Here is an 18767-nt window from a genome sequence, read left to right on the forward strand (position 1 = left end):
AAGGAGTTTGCGGCGGATTCCAGGTGTCCCGGGGACGCGAACTCCTTGGTCAACACCGTGACGAGCGAGCGGGGCGCGGCTTCGCGCGAAGGCTCGCGCGAGCGGGTGGGAGCGGGTCAGGGGGTGGCGCTGGCGTTGGCGGCGATCTCGGGGAGGTCGGCCGGGCCCGGGTCGGCCGCGGGGGCCGGCGTCGCGGCCGGGTTCTGGGCGGCGGCGCGCACCGCGGCGGCCACCGCCGGGGCGACCCGGGAGTCGAAGACGCTCGGCACGATCACCGTCGGGTTGATCTTCTCCTCGCCGACCACGTCGGCGATGGCCCGGGCGGCGGCGAGCGCCATCTCCTCGGTGAACTCCTCGGCGTGCGCGTCGAGCATGCCGCGGAACACGCCGGGGAAGGCGAGCACGTTGTTGATCTGGTTCGGCTGGTCCGAGCGGCCGGTGGCGACCACGGCGGCGTACTTGCGCGCCTCCCGCGGGTCCACCTCCGGGTCGGGGTTGGCGAGCGCGAAGACGATCGAGTCCTTCGCCATCTGGGCGACGTCCTCGCCGGTGAGCAGGTTCGGCGCGCTCACGCCGATGAACACGTCCGCGCCGCGTACCGCCCCGGCCAGGTCACCGGAGTAGTTCTCCTTGTTGGTGTTCTCGGCCAGCCACTGCCACGCCGGGTTGAGGTCCGGCAGGCCGCGGTGCAGGGCGCCCTGGCGGTCGTACGCGATGATGTCGCCCACGCCCTGGCGCAGCAGCAGCTTCATGATCGCGGTGCCGGCCGCGCCGGCGCCGGAGACCACGACCCGGACGTCCGCGAGCTGCTTGCCCACGACGCGCAGCGCGTTCGTCAGCGCGGCCAGCACGCAGATCGCGGTGCCGTGCTGGTCGTCGTGGAAGACCGGGATGTCCAGCGCCTCGCGCAGCCGGGCCTCGATCTCGAAGCAGCGCGGCGCGGCGATGTCCTCCAGGTTGATCCCGCCGTACGCGGGCGCGATGGCCTTGACGATCGCCACGATCTCGTCGGTGTCCCGGGTGTCCAGCACGACCGGCCAGGCGTCCACCCCGCCGAAGCGCTTGAACAGCGCGGCCTTGCCCTCCATCACCGGCAGCGACGCGGCCGGCCCGAGGTTGCCCAGGCCGAGCACCGCGGTGCCGTCGCTGACCACGGCGACCGTGTTGCGCTTGATGGTGAGCCGGCGCGCGTCGGCCGGGTTCTCCGCGATGGCCATGCAGACCCGGGCCACACCGGGGGTGTACGCGCGGGACAGCTCGTCGCGGGTGCGCAGGGCGACCTTCGGGGTGACCTCGATCTTGCCGCCGAGGTGCAGCAGGAAGGTGCGGTCGGAGACCTTGCGCACGTCCACCCCGTCGAGCCCGGTGAGCGCGTCGACGACCTGGTCGGCGTGGCCGGCGTCGGCGGTGTCGCAGGTGAGGTCGACGATCACGTGCGCGGGGTCGGAGTCGACCACGTCCAGCGCGGTGACGATGGCCCCGGCCTCGCCGGCGGCGGTGGTGAGCCGGCCGATGGAGGAGGCGTCGGCGGGTACCGCGATCCGGATGGTGATGGAGAATCCGGCACTCGGCAGTCGTGTGTTGGCCACGAGAAACTCCTCCGTCGGCGCTGAGCGGCTCGACTGGCATTTCTACTCGCCCGCCCAGGTCGCCCGGCATCCGCCCCCGCTACCAGTGGGTAGCGTCGCGGGCATAACACACGTGCGCCCGGCGTTGTCACATGTCAGGATTGCTGTCACGCGCCGAAAATTCTCGGCATTGCACATAACGGACAGGAGACGCAGTTTGCGCGAGCAGGAGACCTTCCATCCCTACGAGGACGACGAGCTCGACGCCACCACGGGTGAGTACGAGCTGTCGGAGCGGCAGGCGCTGCGGCGGGTCCCCGGCCTCTCCACCGAACTCACAGACATCACCGAGGTCGAATACCGCCAGCTGCGGCTGGAGCGGGTCGTCCTGGTGGGGGTCTGGACCGAGGGCACCCAGTCCGACGCCGACAACAGCCTCACCGAGCTGGCGGCGCTGGCCGAGACGGCCGGCTCGCAGGTGCTCGAAGGGCTGATCCAGCGCCGCAACCGGCCCGACCCGGCCACGTACATCGGCCGGGGCAAGGTCGACGACCTGGGCGCGGTGGTGCTCTCCACCGGCGCCGACACGGTCATCTGCGACGGTGAGCTGTCCCCGTCGCAGCTGCGCAACCTGGAGCAGCGCACCAAGGTCAAGGTGGTCGACCGCACCGCACTGATCCTCGACATCTTCGCCCAGCACGCCAAGAGCAAGGAGGGCAAGGCGCAGGTCGAACTGGCCCAGCTCGAATACCTGCTGCCGCGTCTGCGCGGCTGGGGTGAGTCGCTGTCCCGGCAGAGCGGTGGTAGCGGCCGCGGCGGTGGCGCCGGCGGCGGCGTGGGCCTGCGCGGTCCCGGTGAGACCAAGCTGGAGACCGACCGGCGGCGCATCCGCCACCGCATCGCGCGGCTGCGCCGCGAGATCAAGAGCATGGCGACCGTACGCCAGACCAAGCGCGCCCGGCGTACCCGTAACGCGGTGCCCGCGGTGGCCATCGCCGGCTACACCAACGCCGGCAAGTCCAGCCTGCTCAACCGCCTGACCGGTGCGGGCGTGCTGGTGGAGAACGCGCTGTTCGCCACGCTGGACCCGACCACCCGCCGGGCCACCACGTCCGACGGGCGGCTCTACACGCTGTCCGACACGGTCGGGTTCGTCCGGCACCTGCCGCACCAGATCGTCGAGGCGTTCCGCTCGACGCTGGAGGAGGTCGCCGACGCGGACCTGGTCGTGCACGTGGTCGACGGCACGCACCCGGATCCGGAGGAGCAGGTCCGGGCGGTACGCGAGGTGCTCGCCGAGGTGGGCGCCGACCGGCTGCCGGAACTACTGGTGGTGAACAAGACCGACGCCACCGACGAGGAGACGATGCTGCGGCTCAAGCGGCTCTGGCCGGACGCGGTCTTCGTCTCCGCCCACAGCGGGCGCGGTATCGACGAGATGCGTGACGCCGTCGAGCGGCGGCTGCCCCGGCCGGCCGTCGAGGTGCGCGCGGTGCTCCCGTACGACCGGGGTGACCTGGTCGCCCGGGTCCACCGTCAGGGTGAGGTCCTCAGCACCGCGCACCTGCCCGAGGGCACGCTGCTGCACGTGCGGGTCAACGAAGGGCTGGCCGCGGAGCTGGCGCCGTACCGGGCGGGTGACCGGCTGACCAGCGACGAGCGGGTGGGCGCCGGGCGGTGAGCCGTCCGGCGTCACCCGCCGGAAACCCGCGCCGTGCGACACTGACCGTCATGCGGCACGTTGTCTCCTCGGTCACGCTCGCGCTCGGCCTGGTCGGCGCGGTCGTGGCGCCGGCCGGGCCGGCCCCGGCGGCTCCCGCCGCGGCCCCCGTGCTGGCCGCGGCTCCCAAGAAGAAGTGCACGGTCGAGGACGACCGGCTCCGCGAGCTGTCCGGGCTCGTCGCCACCAGCAACGGCTACGTCGTGATCAACGACGGTTCGGACGACCCCAGCCGCAAGCGGGTCTTCTATCTGGACACCAAGTGCAAGGTCGACAGGGAGGTCCGTTACTCCGGTGACGGGCCGTTCGACACCGAGGACCTGGCTCTCGGTCCGGACCGCAAGACGCTCTGGATCGCCGACACCGGCGACAACGTGGAGAAGAAGACCCGCCGGGAGCGGGTCGCGGTCTGGACGATGCCGCTGAGCGGCTCGAAGCAGCCGGTGCTGCACCGGCTCAGCTACCCGGGCAAGGAGCCGCACGACGCGGAGGCCCTGCTCGTCGGCGACGACAACATGCCGCTGGTGATCACGAAGGAGCTCTCCGGCAAGTCGGAGATCTACACCCCGACGGTGAAGCTGAAGGTGAGCGGCGACACCGAGGCGATCCCGATGAAGAAGGTCGGCGAGGTCACGCTCCCGAAGACCAGCACCGAGAACAAGCTCGGCTCGCCCGGGCGGGCGCTCGTCACGGGTGCGGCCCGCTCACCCGACGGCAGCAAGGTCGTGCTGCGCACGTACGCCGACGCGTTCGAGTTCGACGTGGCCGGCGGTGACATCGTCAAGGCGCTCACCACGGGCAAGCCCCGGGTCACGCCGCTCGCCGACCCGTTCGGCGAGGCGATCTCCTACACACCGGACGGCAAGTTGTTCGTCACCGTCTCCGACGGCGGCACGCTCGACGAGTCGGACCCGATCGACATCCTCACCTACACCCCGTCGACCACCGGCGCCGAGGCGTTGCCGAACGGCGGCAAGGCCGACACCAAACCGGCCGCCCAGAAGTCCTGGCTCGAAGGGCTGTCGCTCGACGAGATCACGTACCTGATCGCGGCCGTCGGCGTGCTCGGCGCGCTCCTGGTCGGCGCGGGTGTCTTCGGCATCCTGCGGGCGCGGCGCAAGCCAGTGCCGCGGGCGCCCGCCGACGAACCCGAGCGCAGCGGCGAGTTCCCGGTGAACAACGGCTTCCCGTCCGGCGAGCGGCCGGACGCCCCGCGCGGCGGTGTCTACGGCGGCGGTCAGGGCGGCGTCTACGGCGGCGCGGCCAGCGGCGACCGCCCGGCCTCCGGCGGTGTCTACGGCGGTGGCCGGCCGGGCGGCGGCGTGTACGGCGGCGGCCCTCAGGAGGGTGGCCGTGGTCAGGGCGGTGGCCGTCCTCCGGGCGGAGCCCGTCCGCAGGGTGGTGGCGGCGTCTACGGCGGCGGCGGTGCCCCGGCCGGCGGCGGAGGGCGCGGTGGCGGCGTCTACGGCGGCGGAGGTCAGGGCGGACCGGGCGGCGGCGCGGGCCAGGGTGGCCCCGGTCGTGGCGGCCCGGCCGGCGGCGGCCAGGGCAGTCCGGGCCGTGGCGGCCCGGGTGGCGGCTACGGCGGCGGGCCGGGCGGGGCCGGATATCGCGGGCAGCCGAACGGCGGTGGGCCGCGGGGAGACGGCGGCCGGGCCGAGCCGCCGCGCCGCGGCCAGGAGCCGCGGGGCGGGCGCCGCGACGGTTACGACGACCAGGGCCGGTACGGCCCGGTGTCCGGCGGTGGCCGGGAGTACCGCGGCGACCGCTACTGAGACGACACGACGAAGGGGTGACCGGCCACCGGTCACCCCTTCGTCGTCGCTGTCGTCAGATGCGGCGCAGCACCGCCACCACACGACCCATGATGGTGGCGTCGTCGCCGGGGATCGGGTCGAAGGCCGGGTTCTGCGGCATCAGCCAGACGTGCCCGTCGCGCCGCCGGTAGGTCTTCACCGTCGCCTCACCGTCGAGCATGGCGGCCACGATGTCGCCGACCTCGGCGTTCGGCTGCTGCCGGACGACCACCCAGTCGCCGTCGCAGATCGCCGCGTCGAGCATCGAGTCGCCCTTGACCTGGAGCATGAAGACCTCGCCCTCACCGACCAGCTCGCGGGGGAGGGGGAAGATGTCCTCCACCGCCTGCTCGGCCAGGATCGGCCCACCCGCGGCGATGCGACCCAGCATCGGCACGTACGCCGGAGTGGGCCGCTGCGCGCGGGCCGCCTCGTCGTCCGCCTCGCCGGGCGCGCGGACGTCGACGGCGCGCGGCCGGTTCGGGTCGCGGCGCAGGAAGCCCTTCTTCTCCAGCTCCTTGAGCTGGTAGGCGACGCTGGACGGGGACACCAGCCCGACCGCCTCGCCGATCTCGCGCACGCTCGGCGGGTAGCCGTGGCGCTCGACCCAGGTGCGGATGAACTCCAGGATCCGCCGCTGCCGGGCGGTCAGGTCGACTGTCGCCGGGTCGGGGAAGCTGCTCACCACCGGGGTGACCGGACGCACCGCCGCGGGGGCGGTGCGGCTGCGGGCGGTGCGGGGGCGACGGGTCGCCGGAGGACCCGCCCCGTCGTTCGGCTGCGGGTTCTTCTGCCGGCTGGCCCGGTCCTCGGTCACGTCCGTCCCTCCCTGGTCGGCGCTGGGGTGCCTCGTCGGCTCGTGGTGCGTGTGGTCTGACCGTATAGGTGAGATCGGCCATTTTCAAACATCTGTACGACCTGCTGTCGGCGTGTCGCGCCGAATTCCTGGATTTCCGAACTGGTGTTCTGATAGAAGGGTACGCCGCTCGAACGGATGTTCTATCCCGGCTGCCCGTGACTAGCACGGGAGGCCGTCCGTTGGGCTCCTCGGCGGCGTCGCGCCGGGCGTGATCCTGATGACGCGCCGGACACGCCCGCCAACTTGACCTCGCTTGGGGTTCGGCATACGGTCGACCCCTAGATGTAGTAGTCACACGGGCGTAAGTTGCCTACAGGTTGGGTTCAACTACCGAACGCGCTCCCGCACCGCGCACTCGGCGACGGTCATCGGACGATGGCCCCGCCGTGTCGACGCGTGCCCGGGAGCCGGTAGGTGTGCCCGCGATCGACGGAGGAGGTCGGGCGAATGCGGTGTCCGTACTGCCGGCACGCCGACTCCCGGGTGGTCGACTCGCGGGAGGCCGACGACGGCCAGCTCATCCGGCGGCGACGGTCGTGCCCGGAGTGCGGCAAGCGGTTCACCACTGTCGAGGAGGCGGTGCTCGCGGTGGTCAAGCGCAGCGGGGTGACCGAGCCGTTCAGCCGTACGAAGATCATCGGCGGGGTGCGCAAGGCGTGCCAGGGGCGGCCGGTCGACGACGACTCGATCGCGCTGCTGGCACAGAAGGTCGAGGAGACCGTGCGGGCCAAGGGGGCGGCCGAGGTTCCCAGCCACGAGGTGGGCCTGGCCATCCTCGGCCCGTTGCGTGACCTCGACGAGGTGGCCTACATGCGGTTCGCCAGCGTCTACCGGTCCTTCGACTCGCTCGCCGACTTCGAGCGCGAGATCGAGACGCTGCGGGCCGCCGCGCGCGCCCGGGAGGGCGCCGGTGCCGGTGCGGCGGACGCCGCCGGCGCGATCAGCTGACATTTTCGGGTTTCTGACAGGTACACGAGGCGCGGTGGGTGACCGTGCCGACGAGGGGGGCGAGGGCGTGACGACCAGCAAGTCACGGAACAAGGCCGGGGCGGGGCTGAAGATCGAGCGCGTCTGGACGACCGAGGGGGTGCATCCCTACGACGAGGTCGCCTGGGAGCGCCGCGACGTCGTCATGACGAACTGGCGGGACGGCTCGATCAACTTCGAGCAGCGCGGGGTGGAGTTCCCCGAGTCCTGGTCGGTGAACGCGGCGAACATCGTGACCACCAAGTACTTCCGGGGCGCGGTGGGGACCCCGGAGCGGGAGTGGTCGCTGCGGCAGCTGATCGACCGGGTGGTCGACACCTACCGCACCGCCGGTGAGGAGTACGGCTACTTCGCCACCCCGGCCGACGCCGAGGTGTTCGCGCACGAGCTGACCTGGATGCTGCTGCACCAGGTGTTCAGCTTCAACTCGCCGGTCTGGTTCAACGTCGGCACGCCGTCGCCGCAGCAGGTCAGCGCCTGCTTCATCCTGTCGGTCGACGACTCGATGGACTCCATTCTCGACTGGTACAAGGAGGAGGGGCGGATCTTCCAGGGCGGCTCCGGCGCCGGGGTCAACCTGTCCCGCATCCGTTCCTCGAAGGAGCTGCTCTCCTCCGGCGGCACCGCCTCCGGCCCGGTCAGCTTCATGCGCGGCGCGGACGCCTCCGCCGGCACCATCAAGTCCGGTGGCGCCACCCGGCGCGCGGCCAAGATGGTCATCCTCGACGTGGACCACCCGGACATCGAGGAGTTCGTGGCGACCAAGGCGCGCGAGGAGGACAAGATCCGCGCGCTGCGCGACGCCGGGTTCGACATGGACCTGGGCGGCGCCGACATCGTCAGCGTGCAGTACCAGAACGCCAACAACTCGGTCCGCGTCTCCGACGAGTTCATGACCGCCGTGGAGAACGGCGGCGGCTTCGACCTGCGCGGCCGGCTCGACGGGCAGACCATCGAGACGATCGACGCGAAGAAGCTGTTCCGCACCATCTCCCAGGCCGCGTGGGAGTGCGCCGACCCGGGCCTGCAGTACGACGACACCATCAACGACTGGCACACCTGCCCGGAGACCGGGCGGATCACCGCGTCGAACCCGTGCTCGGAGTACCTGCACCTGGACAACTCCTCGTGCAACCTGGCCTCGCTGAACCTGATGAAGTTCCTCCGCGCCGACGGTGGCTTCGAGGTGGAGAAGTTCGTCAAGTCGGTCGAGTTCGTCATCACCGCGATGGACATCTCGATCTGCTTCGCCGACTTCCCGACCGAGAAGATCGGGGAGACCACCCGCGCCTACCGGCAGCTCGGCATCGGGTACGCCAACCTGGGCGCGCTGCTGATGGCCACCGGCCTGCCGTACGACTCGGAGCAGGGCCGGGAGGTGTCCGCCGCGATCACCTCGCTGATGACCGGCACCGCCTACCGCCGTTCCGCCGAGCTGGCCGGCATCGTCGGCCCGTACGACGGCTACGCCCGTAACGCCGAGCCGCACAAGCGGGTCATGCGCAAGCACGCCGCCGCCAACGACGCGATCAAGCCGACCGGCACCGTGGGCACCGCCGTGCAGCGCGAGGCGACCAAGCAGTGGACGCTGGGCAACAAGCTCGGCGACAAGCACGGCTGGCGCAACTCGCAGGCCAGCGTGCTCGCCCCGACCGGCACCATCGGCCTGATGATGGACTGCGACACCACCGGTGTCGAGCCGGACCTGGCGCTGGTGAAGTTCAAGAAGTTGGTCGGCGGCGGCTCGATGCAGATCGTCAACCAGACCGTGCCGCGCGCCCTGCGCAGCCTCGGCTACCCCGAGGAGCAGGTCGAGGCGATCGTCGAGCACATCGCCGACCACGGGCACGTGGTGGACGCCCCGGGCCTCAAGCCGGAGCACTACCCGGTCTTCGACTGCGCCATGGGCGAGCGCTCGATCGCGCCGATGGGTCACGTGCGGATGATGGCGGCGGTCCAGCCGTTCATCTCCGGCGCCATCTCCAAGACGGTGAACATGCCGGAGCAGGCCACCGTCGAGGACGTCGAGAAGATCTACTTCGAGGGCTGGAAGCTCGGCCTCAAGGCGCTGGCGATCTACCGGGACAACTGCAAGGTCGGCCAGCCGCTGTCGGCCGCCAAGACGAGCAAGGGCACCGTCGCGACCCAGACCCCGGCCGCCGAGCCGGAGAAGGTCGTGGAGAAGGTCGTCGAGTACCGCCCGGTGCGCAAGCGGCTGCCGAAGAAGCGCCCGTCGGAGACCATCTCGTTCTCGGTCGGCGGCGCGGAGGGCTACCTCACCGCCTCGTCGTACCCGGACGACGGCCTCGGCGAGGTCTTCCTCAAGATGTCGAAGCAGGGCTCGACCCTGGCCGGCGTGATGGACGCCTTCTCGGTGGCCATCTCCATCGGTCTGCAGTACGGCGTCCCGCTGGAGACGTTCGTCAGCAAGTTCACCAACATGCGCTTCGAGCCGGCCGGCATGACCGACGACCCGGACGTGCGGATGGCCGCCTCGGTGATGGACTACATCTTCCGTCGCCTGGCGCTGGACTTCCTGCCGTACGACCGCCGCGCCGAGTTGGGCATCTTCACCGCCAAGGAGCGGGCCGCCCAGCTCGCGGCCGAGGCGGAGGCGGAGGCGAGCGGTGCGGACCTCACCGCGATGGCCTCCTCCGCCCCGGTCGAGGCGCCCGAGCCGAAGACCGGCCCGGTCGCGCAGCCGGCGCAGGAGATGGCCGACGTCGCCGCGGTCAAGCCCGCGCCGTCCGTGGGTTCCAGCACCGAGCTGCTGGAGGCCGTGATCGGCAAGGCCGCCGACGCGCCGCTCTGCTTCACCTGCGGCACGAAGATGCGACCCGCCGGTAGCTGCTACGTCTGCGAGGGCTGCGGCTCCACCAGCGGCTGCAGCTGACGACCGACCGAAGACGCGAGCGCGGCAGGGACTTCCCTGCCGCGCTCGCGCGTGCTCACTGTCACACCCCATCGTGTACGCGAGCTGGAATGCTCGGGGGATGAGCACGGCAGACATCTATCGGGTCTTCGCCGAGCGTGAGACGCGCGGCGTGTCCCCGGCGTACGAGCGGTTGTCGCGGGCGGTGGCCGGTGACCCGGAGCTGCTCGCCCTGCTCGACACGCTGCCGCCGGCCAAGCGTCAGCCGAACCTGCTGTTCGGGGTGGTGCGGCTGCGCGGCGGGCCGGTGGACGACCCGGCGGCGTTCCGGGCGTACGTGATCGCGCACTGGCGCGACGTCGCGGCGCAGATGCGCGTGCGGGCGACGCAGACGAACGAGGCGGGGCGTTGCGCGGTGCTGCTGCCGCTGCTCGCCGCGTTGCCGCAGCCGCTGGCGTTGCTGGAGGTGGGCGCGTCCGCCGGGCTGTGCCTCTACCCCGACCGGTACGCGTACCGCTACGGCGACCGGCTGGTCGGCGACGGCGGGCCGGTGCTCGACTGTGACCTGACGGGCACCGAGCCGCCGGAGCGGCGCCCGGAGGTGGTGTGGCGGGCCGGGCTCGACGTGAACCCGCTCGACGTCACCGACCCGGCCGACGTGGCCTGGCTGGACGCGCTGATCTGGCCGGAGCACCGGCACCGCCGGGAGCGGCTGCGCGCGGCGGCTGCGGTCGCGGCGGCCGACCCGCCGCTGCTGGTACGCGGTGACCTGGTCGACGACCTGCCGGCGCTGGCGGCGCAGGCCCCGGCCGGGGCGACGCTCGTGGTGTTCCACAGCTCGGTGCTGTACCAGGTGCCGCCGCCACGGCGGGAGGCGTTCACCGCGCTGGTCCGGACCCTGCCCGGCCACTGGATAGCCAACGAGGACCCGTCGGTGCTGCCCCACGCCGACCTGCCCGAGCCGCCCGCCCAGGGCTTCCACAACGTCTTGGCCCTCGACGGCCGTCCCGTGGCCTGGACGACAGGCCACGGCCAGTCCCTGACCTGGTTCGCCTGACCCGCCCCACCCCCACCCACCCGGCCCGCCCGTCCGGGCGCCCTGTCCCCGGCGATCATGAAGTTGACGGCGCGACACGCCGACGCGGCGACCGTCAACTTCATGGTCAACGAAGGCGGGCCGGGCGCGGGCCGGCGGGGCGAGGGCGGACACGCGTGACTAGGGTCGGCGGGTGTGACTGAACCTGCCTGGCTGGTCGAGACGCGTGCCGCCTATGACACAGTCGCCGAGGACTACGCGCTGCTGCTGCCCGATGTCGTGGAACCGCCCCTGGACCGGGCCCTGCTGGCCGCGTTCGCCGAGACGGTCGGGCCGGGCCGACCCGTGCTGGAGGTGGGCTGCGGCACCGGCCGCGTCACCGCCCATCTGCACCGGCTCGGCCTCGACATCGGCGGGGTCGATCTGTCGCCCGGCATGGTGGCGGTGGCCCGCCGCGCGTACCCGGACCTGCGCTTCGAGGTCGGCTCGCTGACCGGGCTGACCACGCCGGACGGATCGCTGGCCGGGCTGGTCTCCTGGTACTCGGTCATCCACCTGCCACCGGAGCTGTTACCCGAGGTGTTCGCCGGTTTCCACCGGGTGCTCGTCCCGGGCGGTCACCTGCTGCTCGCGGTGAAGGCCGGCGACCGGCACGACCGACGGGAGCAGGCATACGGCCACTCCGTCGCCTTCGACGTCTACTGGCTGTCGCCGGATCGGCTGGCCGCACAGCTCACGGCGGCCGGGTTCGAGGTGTCGGCGACGACGGTCCGCGCGCCGGTCGGCAGGGAGCGGCAGTCCCAGGCGTTCCTGCTCGCGCAGCGTCCGGCCGGCTGAACATTCACCACCGCCGACACCCGATCCGTACCGCACGTGAGGACGGGACAGCGAAGAGTGGCCGCTCTGGCTAGGGTTGACGATCTCGGCGGAGGGAGACGTCATGCGCACCCGGATGCTCCTCGCGTCGACGCTGCCGCTGCTCTGGGGTGCGGTCGCCGGCTGGTGGACTCCGCGCGGGCCCGGCACCGTGGGCGCGGCACTCGCCTCCGTCGCGGTGAGCCTCGCCGTCGGGCTGGCCGCCGGCTGGCTGGGCCGGTCCCGCTGGTTCATGCTCGTCGCGCCGGTGATCTTCGCGGTGGCTGTCGAGCTGGTCCGGCTGCGGCTGCGCGGGCCCACCGTCGACCGTCCGCACCTGTCCGGCTTCGGTGTCGTGGCGCTGCTCGCCGGCCGGGGCGTACACGGGCTGCTGACCTTGTTGCCGCTGCTGGTCGGCGCCGCCTACGGCGCCGGCCTGGCACGTCGCCTCGGCGCGGTGCCGCCGCGCCGGCTGGGCCGGGTCGGCGTCGGCCTGCTGGCCGCGTTGCTCGCGCTCGTCACCGTCGGCGCGGCCGTGCCGGGCCGCACCGACCCGATCCCCGGCGGCATCGCCCGCTTCGACACCGTCGACTCGTCCGGGCGCGAGCTGGGCCTGCTGATCCGGGGTACGGACCGCAGCGCTCCGGTGCTGCTCGTGGTACCCGGGCCGCCCGGCGGTTCGGAGATCGGCGCGGTCCGTCGCCACCTTCCCGAGTTGGAGCGCCGATTCGTGGTGGCCGTCTGGGACCGTGCCGGCGGGCCACGCTCGTGGTCGGGATTCCGCGCCCCGTCCGGCTGGCACCTGGACGACGAGGTGGACGACCTGGTCGCGGTGGCCCGGCACCTGCGGGCACGGCTGGGCCGGGATCGGATCCACCTGGTCGCGCACTCCGGTGGCACCATCGCCGGCCTGCTCGCCGTGCGACAGCACCCGGAACTGTTCGCCGCGTACGTGGGCGTCGGGCAGGTGGTGAGCCTGCGCGAGGCCGACCGCAGCCAGTACGCCGACACCGTGGCCTGGGCCCGCCGCACCGGCCGGACGGCGCTCGCGGACCGGATGACCGCGCAGGGTCCGCCGCCCTACCGGGACGTCTGGGCGTACGAGCCGTTGCTGGCCAACGAGGCCGGGGCCTTCCCGGTCGACCGGGAAGGCGCGAGCGAGGACGAGACCGGGACCGTCGGCAACCTGGGTGTGTCCGAGTACAGCCTGCTGGAGAAGGTGCACCTGTTCGGTTTCCTGGACGGCTGGGACGTGCTCTACCCACGGTTGCAGGAGGTCGACTTCCGGCGTGACGTGCGGCAGCTCGCGGTGCCGGCGTACTTCGTGGACGGTGCGCAGGAGGTGCCGGGCCGGCTGCGCCTGTTCGACGAGTGGTACGCGCAGCTCCAGGCGCCCCGCAAGGACCACCTGGTGATCCCGCGCGCCGGGCACCGTTCGATGTTCGAGCGTCCCGAGGCGTTCGTGCCGTACCTGGAACGCCTCGGGACCGACGGCGGCCCGGGCGGCAACTAGGCAGGAGGCCGACCGGACAGGTGCCGGCAGGGGTCGGTCAGGGGCGGCGCGGGGTCACCGAGATCTGCTCGGCGATCGCGACGACCTGGTCGACGGAGAGCCGCAACGGCAGCTGCAGGTTGACCACCGCCCCGCCGGGCACCTCGGTCTGCAGGAACCAGATCTTGTCGGCGCGGATCAGGTGGGCTTCCCGGCCGCCCACCGTGACCCGTCGCTCCTCCCGGGCTCCCATCACGTTGCGCAGCAGGTCCGGGTCACGGTGCGGCACCACCTGCACGGTGAGCGTCTCGTCGGGGGAGTCGCCCCGCAGGGTCAGGATGGTGTCGTCCTTGAACATGTCGACCCGCCAACCGCGCGGCGCCAGCCGGACCCGCAGCGGCACCTGCTGCGGTTCGTCGACGACGTGCTCGGCCAGCCGGAGCAGCGCCGCGTCGTCGGCGAACATGCCGTGGCCGGTCAGCGACACCCACTGACCGGGCCTGCGTTCCCACGACATGGCGAGCCGGCGCGGTCCGCCGGGGTTCGGCTCCTCGTAGATCTCGGCCGGGCGGCCTGCGACGGCCACCGGACGCGACGTCTTCGCGATCCGTGCCGGTCGGCTGTCCCAGACGGAGAGGTAGACGTCGTCGGTGGCGCTGCGGGACAGGTACACGGCGAGAAACTGGCCCGGAGCGTAGCTGTAGCGAGGTGGGCTCAGCGTCGCCGGCCGCGACCGCAGGGTCAGCGGAAACTCCGGGATCGTCGCCGCCACCAGCGTCAACGGCTCCACCGGCCGATCGAGCGGACGCACCGCGAGGCCTACGCCCGCCCCGGCTACCACCGCGGCCCCGGCTGCCACCAGGAGCGTGCGCCGCCGCAGCGGCGGGACGGTCCGGCGTGCGGGTGCGGCGGTGAACTCGGCGGCGAGGCGGTCCCTCGCGAGGCGGAGCGTCTCGGTGGACGCTTCCGGGGCGTCCGGCCCGTGCGTCCGTAGCAGGTTGATCTCGTTCATGTCGGCTCCTCGAGGGCGAGCGCGAGTCGGGTGAGTCGGCGGGCACGGTGCAGGCGGGAACGGACGGTGCCGATCGGGATGTCGAGCACGGTGGCGATCTGCTCGTACGACAGGTCCGCCCACGCGGTGAGCAGCAAGACGTCCCGGTCCCGCCGGTGCAGCGAGGCCAGCGCCAGGGCCAGGTCCCGGCGTAGGGCGCCGGCGTCCAGCCGGTCGATCGCGTCCTCGATCACCGACGGTGTCGACTCGCCGGCGGCGAGCCGGGCCAGCGCGCGGTAGCGGCGTTCCTCGGTCCGCACGTGCCGGCGCACGAGGTTGGTGGCGATCCCGAAGAGCCACGGCCGTACGCCGACGTCCGAGGTGTACGACGCCCTCCGCCGGAATGCGACCAGGAAGGTCTCGGCCAGGAGGTCGTCCGCCGGCGGACCGACGCGGCGAGCCAGATAACGGTGCACGGGGACGGCGTGCCGGTCGAACAACGGCGCGAACCGCTCCGGCTCGGCGAGGGACGCGCGTATCACGTCGTCGTCCGACGGCTCGTCGGGCGGCCCTACCCCGGGATGTCCCCGCTCGTGGGCCTCGGCCCGGCGCATCTTGTTCGTCACACCCGTTCATGCCCGGTCGGCGCGGACCGGTTCACGGCGGAACCGCATCCGGTCGTAGTGTCCCCTCCCGGACGGCCGGCGCGACGGGAGGCGCCAGCGTGGGCACACAGGGCACCGCGTGAGGGTATGGGGGCCACTCCTTACACTCCAGCGGTGAGTGAGGAGCTGGCGGACCGGCCGCTTACCGAACCGCACCGGTCGCGGTTGTCGCCGGATCATCCCGGGCGGGAGCGCATCCTGGCCGTGCACGCCGCCGCCCTGGCCGCCGGGGAGGCCGGTTACCTGGATCCGGAGACCGGGCTGTTCGTGCTCAGCGCCGGCTTCCTGGCCCGGCGCGGCACGTGCTGCGGGCGAGGGTGTCGGCACTGTCCGTACGTGGCCGATTAGGGGCTTCCGTCCCCGCTGGGGCACGCCGTACGGTGTCCGACGGAACTCCGGCGGGTCGGACCCGCCGCCGACCGCGGAGGTCTCCCGTGCGTGCCCGTATCTGGCTGGCCGTCCCGGCCGTCCTGCTCGCCGCCGGCTGCACCGAGGCGCCGACCGAGTCCGGGCCGCCGGCCCCGCCCCCGCCGGTGCCGGTCGCGGCGGCGTCCTCGGGCGGGGCGTGCCGGCTGCTCGACTTCGCGGTGATCGCCGAGCACACCGGCGGCACGTTCGACGTGGCGGCAGCCACCGAGCGGGGCGACACCCACACGTGCGTGGTCCGCGCGGCCGGGGCGGTGCTGCCGGAGCTGACGCTGTCGGTCACCGAGACGTCGATCGACGCGGCCACGTTCGCCCTGGACGTGCAGCCGAGCGGCGCGGCGAAGATCAGCAAGCTGGGCAAGGCCGCCTACCGGCGCACACTGCCCAAGACCGCGAAGTCCGGCCCGGCCGCCGAGGTCGGCTGGCTGGCCACCGAGGGACGGCTGGCCACCCTGCGCTGGACCGCCCCGGCCGGCACCGCGAAGGCGGAGGCGGAGAAGACGGCCGGCAAGCTGGTCACGCTGGCCAAGGTGATCGACACCAGGCAGCTCTGACCGGAGGTCGCCAAAGCAGCTCTGACCGGAGGTCGCCAAAGCAGCTCTGACCGAAGGTCGCGAGATCGCCTCAGCGGGCCGCGACGAACACCCGGGAGGCCACCTCGCGGGGCAGGCGGACCCGGTCGCCGGAGCGGTCGATGAAGACGGCGTCGCGTTCCTGCGCCACCGTCACGGTCGCGCCCGGGTCGACGCCGGCGGCGTGCAACTGCCGGAGCACGTCCGAGTCGGTCTGCACGCTCTCGCAGATCCGCCGCACCACGACCGGGCCGGACAGGCCGGGGAAGGCCAGGTTGCGCTCGCCCTCGACGGCGTCGGCAGGCAGCTGGCCCGGGTCGCCCAGCTCCGCCAGGCCGGGAATCGGGTTGCCGTACGGCGAGCGGGTCGGGCGGTTGAGCAGGTCGAAGACCCGCTTCTCCACCGCGTCGCTCATCACGTGCTCCCACCGGCAGGCCTCTTCGTGGGCCTCCTCGTAGGGCATCCCGATCACGTTCACCAGCAGCAACTCGGCCAGCCGGTGCTTGCGCATCACCGACACGGCGGTGTTGCGGCCCTGCGGCGTGAGAGTCAGGTGCCGGTCGCCCTCGACGGTGAGCAGGCCGTCACGCTCCATGCGGGCGACGGTCTGGCTGACGGTCGGACCACTCTGCTTCAGCCGCTCGGCGATGCGGGCACGAAGCGGCGGCACCCCCTCCTCCTCGAGTTCGAGGATGGTGCGCAGGTACATCTCGGTGGTGTCAACAAGGTCGTGCTTCACGTCTGCGGCCTCCTGGGCTCCGATGGTACCCGCTCCCACCGACCATCGACGCCGGCGAAGCCGGAGGTGGCGGGCCGAATGGTGTTGACTGGGCCGCATGCCCGTCACCGCAGACCTGCTGGTCGAGCCCGACCGGCTCGCCGCCGAACTCGATCACGCCGACCCGCCGACGCTGCTCGACGTCCGCTGGCGGCTGACCGGCCCGCCCGGGCGCGACGACTACGCCGCCGGCCACCTGCCGGGCGCCGTCTTCGTCGACCTGGACACCGAGCTGTGCGGGCGGCCCGGCGCCGCCGGGCGGCACCCGCTTCCGGACCCGGCGGCGTTGCAGGCCGCGCTGCGGGCCGCGGGCGTCCGCGCCGGTCATCCCGTTGTGGTGTACGACGGCGGCGACGGCATGTCCGCCGCCCGCGCCTGGTGGACGCTGCGCTGGGCGGGGCACCGCCAGGTGCGGGTGCTGCACGGTGGCTTTCCGTCCTGGACGGCCGCCGGTCTGCCGGTCGACACGAGCGTGCCCGCCCCGGCGCCGGGCGACGTGACAGTGGCGCCCGGCGCGTTGCCGGTGCTGGACGCCGCCGCTGCCGCCCGGCTCGCCGCCGCCGAGCCCGGCGTGCTGATCGACGTACGGGCCGCGCCGCGCTACCGGGGCGAGCACGAGCCGGTCGACCCGGTCGCCGGGCACGTGCCGGGCGCGGTCAACCTGCCCGCCCCGGAGTACGTCACGCAGGGCCGGTTCCCCGGCGCCGAGGCGCTCCGGGAGCGGTTCGGCGCCGCCGGGGTGGACGCGGACGCGCCGGTCGGCGCGTACTGCGGCTCCGGGGTGACCGCCGCCCAGGCGGTGCTCGCGTTGCACCTGGCCGGTCGTCCGGACGCCGCGTTGTACGTCGGCTCGTGGAGCGAGTGGGTGGCCGACCCGGACCGTCCGGTCGCGACCGGCGGCCCGTCCGGCCGGTGAGCGCACGACTGGTGGGCGCGTCCCGGCCCACGTGCGACGATGGCCGCATGGCCGACGACACGGTGGTGGTGTGGGACGAGGGTCTCCTCGCCTACGACATGGGCGACCATCCCCTCGACCCGGTCCGGGTCGAGCTGACCATGGCGCTCGCCCGCGAGCTGGGTGTGCTGGACCGGCCCGGCGTGCGGCTGGTCAAGCCCGAGCCGGCCGACGACGCGCTGCTCACCCGCGTACACGATCCGGCCTACCTGGACGCGGTCCGGTCCGCGCCGCGCGACCCGCTGTTCGCCGGCTTCGGTCTGGGCACGTCGGACAATCCGGTCTTCGACGGGATGCACGAGGCGAGCGCGCTGATCGCCGGCGCCACGACGGCCGCCGCCGAGGCGGTGTGGCGCGGCGACGCCCGGCGCGCGGTGAGCGTGGCCGGCGGGCTGCACCACGCGATGCCCGCCCGGGCCGCCGGGTTCTGCGTCTACAACGACCCGGCCGTGGCCATCGCGCGGCTGCTCGACCTCGGCGCGGAGCGGATCGCGTACGTGGACGTGGACGTGCACCACGGCGACGGCGTGCAGGAGATCTTCTACCGCGACCCGCGGGTGCTCACGATCAGCCTGCACGAGACGCCGCTCGCGCTGTTCCCCGGCACCGGGTTCCCGGACGAGACCGGCGGCCCGGGCGCGGAGGGCACCGCCGTCAACGTGCCGCTGCCGCCGGGGGTGGGCGACGCCGGCTGGCAGCGGGCGTTCCACGCGATCGTGCCGTCGGTGCTGCGCGCGTTCCGGCCGCAGGTGCTGGTCACCCAGTGCGGCGCCGACGGGCACCGCAAGGACCCGCTGGCCGACCTGCACCTGTCCGTGGACGGGCAGCGGGCCACCTACCGCACGCTGCGGGCGCTCGCCGACGAGCTGTGCGACGGCCGCTGGGTCGCCACCGGCGGCGGCGGGTACGCGCTGGTCGAGGTGGTGCCCCGGGCCTGGACGCACCTGCTCGCGATCGCCACCGGCGAGCCGGTCGACCCGGCCACGCTGACCCCGCCCGGCTGGCGGGAGCTGGCCGCGCGGCGGCGACCCGGGCACGAGGTGCCGTTGCGGATGACCGACGACGTGGATCCGTCGTACCAGCCGTGGCAGCCCAGCGGCGAGCCGAACGCGGTGGACCGGGCCGTCGCGGCCACCCGCAAGGCCGTCTTCCCGCTGCTCGGGCTCGATCCGCACGACCCGCGCGACTGAGCCGG

At 73.0% G+C, this 18767-nt stretch carries 16 protein-coding genes; 11 read left to right on the forward strand and 5 right to left on the reverse strand.

What is annotated here, in order from left to right:
- Window positions 1–116: 116 nt before the first annotated feature.
- Window positions 117–1589 (reverse strand): NAD-dependent malic enzyme, encoded by a 1473-nt coding sequence (locus GA0070562_RS12060; protein WP_091419887.1) that lies wholly within the window; start codon window positions 1587–1589, stop codon window positions 117–119.
- A gap of 196 nt (window positions 1590–1785) precedes the next feature.
- Here GA0070562_RS12060 and hflX point away from each other — a divergent pair, with 196 nt between their 5' ends.
- Entirely contained in the window at window positions 1786–3249 is a 1464-nt protein-coding gene (gene hflX / locus GA0070562_RS12065) for a GTPase HflX (protein WP_091419890.1), read from the forward strand.
- Window positions 3250–3299: 50 nt separating this feature from the next.
- Complete coding sequence (locus GA0070562_RS30235) at window positions 3300–5063, forward strand: hypothetical protein (protein WP_091419893.1); 1764 nt, start codon at window positions 3300–3302, stop codon at window positions 5061–5063.
- 55 nt (window positions 5064–5118) lie between these two features.
- On the opposite strand, the gene lexA is transcribed toward GA0070562_RS30235, so the two are convergent.
- The gene (lexA, locus tag GA0070562_RS12075) at window positions 5119–5901 is read right to left on the reverse strand and encodes a transcriptional repressor LexA (protein ID WP_091419896.1); all 783 of its coding nucleotides are present in this window, start codon (window positions 5899–5901) and stop codon (window positions 5119–5121) included.
- A gap of 489 nt (window positions 5902–6390) precedes the next feature.
- On the opposite strand from lexA, the gene nrdR reads away from it, so the two are divergent.
- The 5 genes from nrdR (at window position 6391) to GA0070562_RS12100 (ending at window position 13206) form a co-directional block, all read left to right on the forward strand.
- On the forward strand, window positions 6391–6891 hold the full coding sequence (gene nrdR, locus GA0070562_RS12080) for a transcriptional regulator NrdR (protein WP_091419899.1): 501 nt from the start codon (window positions 6391–6393) through the stop codon (window positions 6889–6891).
- 34 nt (window positions 6892–6925) lie between these two features.
- Window positions 6926–9823: a vitamin B12-dependent ribonucleotide reductase gene (locus GA0070562_RS12085; protein WP_091419902.1), complete on the forward strand. Its 2898-nt coding sequence runs from the start codon at window positions 6926–6928 to the stop codon at window positions 9821–9823.
- Window positions 9824–9923: 100 nt separating this feature from the next.
- Window positions 9924–10859, forward strand: coding sequence for a DUF2332 domain-containing protein (locus tag GA0070562_RS12090; protein WP_091419904.1), 936 nt, complete (start codon window positions 9924–9926; stop codon window positions 10857–10859).
- Between the two features lie 174 nt (window positions 10860–11033).
- The gene (locus tag GA0070562_RS12095) at window positions 11034–11675 is read left to right on the forward strand and encodes a class I SAM-dependent DNA methyltransferase (protein ID WP_091419907.1); all 642 of its coding nucleotides are present in this window, start codon (window positions 11034–11036) and stop codon (window positions 11673–11675) included.
- A 103-nt stretch (window positions 11676–11778) separates the two neighbouring features.
- The gene (locus GA0070562_RS12100; protein WP_091419909.1) at window positions 11779–13206 is read left to right on the forward strand and encodes an alpha/beta hydrolase; all 1428 of its coding nucleotides are present in this window, start codon (window positions 11779–11781) and stop codon (window positions 13204–13206) included.
- A gap of 37 nt (window positions 13207–13243) precedes the next feature.
- Here GA0070562_RS12100 and GA0070562_RS12105 read toward each other — a convergent pair whose 3' ends face one another.
- Both GA0070562_RS12105 and GA0070562_RS12110 read right to left on the reverse strand, forming a co-directional pair.
- The gene (locus GA0070562_RS12105) at window positions 13244–14197 is read right to left on the reverse strand and encodes a hypothetical protein (protein ID WP_091419912.1); all 954 of its coding nucleotides are present in this window, start codon (window positions 14195–14197) and stop codon (window positions 13244–13246) included.
- Entirely contained in the window at window positions 14194–14790 is a 597-nt protein-coding gene (locus GA0070562_RS12110; RefSeq protein ID WP_091420253.1) for an RNA polymerase sigma factor, read from the reverse strand. The genes GA0070562_RS12105 and GA0070562_RS12110 overlap by 4 nt, the downstream gene beginning before the upstream one ends.
- 138 nt (window positions 14791–14928) lie before the next feature.
- Between GA0070562_RS12110 and GA0070562_RS12115 the strand changes: the two genes are divergently transcribed.
- Window positions 14929–15189, forward strand: a complete 261-nt coding sequence (locus GA0070562_RS12115; RefSeq protein ID WP_091419913.1) for a DUF5522 domain-containing protein — start codon at window positions 14929–14931, stop codon at window positions 15187–15189.
- Between the two features lie 86 nt (window positions 15190–15275).
- On the forward strand, window positions 15276–15821 hold the full coding sequence (locus GA0070562_RS12120; protein ID WP_091419916.1) for a hypothetical protein: 546 nt from the start codon (window positions 15276–15278) through the stop codon (window positions 15819–15821).
- A 70-nt stretch (window positions 15822–15891) separates the two neighbouring features.
- Here GA0070562_RS12120 and GA0070562_RS12125 read toward each other — a convergent pair whose 3' ends face one another.
- Entirely contained in the window at window positions 15892–16578 is a 687-nt protein-coding gene (locus tag GA0070562_RS12125) for an iron-dependent transcriptional repressor DtxR (protein ID WP_091419919.1), read from the reverse strand.
- A 97-nt stretch (window positions 16579–16675) separates the two neighbouring features.
- Here GA0070562_RS12125 and GA0070562_RS12130 point away from each other — a divergent pair, with 97 nt between their 5' ends.
- A complete protein-coding gene (locus GA0070562_RS12130; RefSeq protein ID WP_091419921.1) occupies window positions 16676–17533 on the forward strand; it encodes a sulfurtransferase in 858 nt (285 codons plus the stop codon).
- A gap of 47 nt (window positions 17534–17580) precedes the next feature.
- Complete coding sequence (locus tag GA0070562_RS12135) at window positions 17581–18762, forward strand: acetoin utilization protein AcuC (RefSeq protein WP_091419924.1); 1182 nt, start codon at window positions 17581–17583, stop codon at window positions 18760–18762.
- Window positions 18763–18767: the final 5 nt, after the last annotated feature.

The sequence above is a fragment of the Micromonospora tulbaghiae genome, from assembly GCF_900091605.1.
GTDB classification, from domain to species: Bacteria; Actinomycetota; Actinomycetes; order Mycobacteriales; family Micromonosporaceae; genus Micromonospora; species Micromonospora tulbaghiae.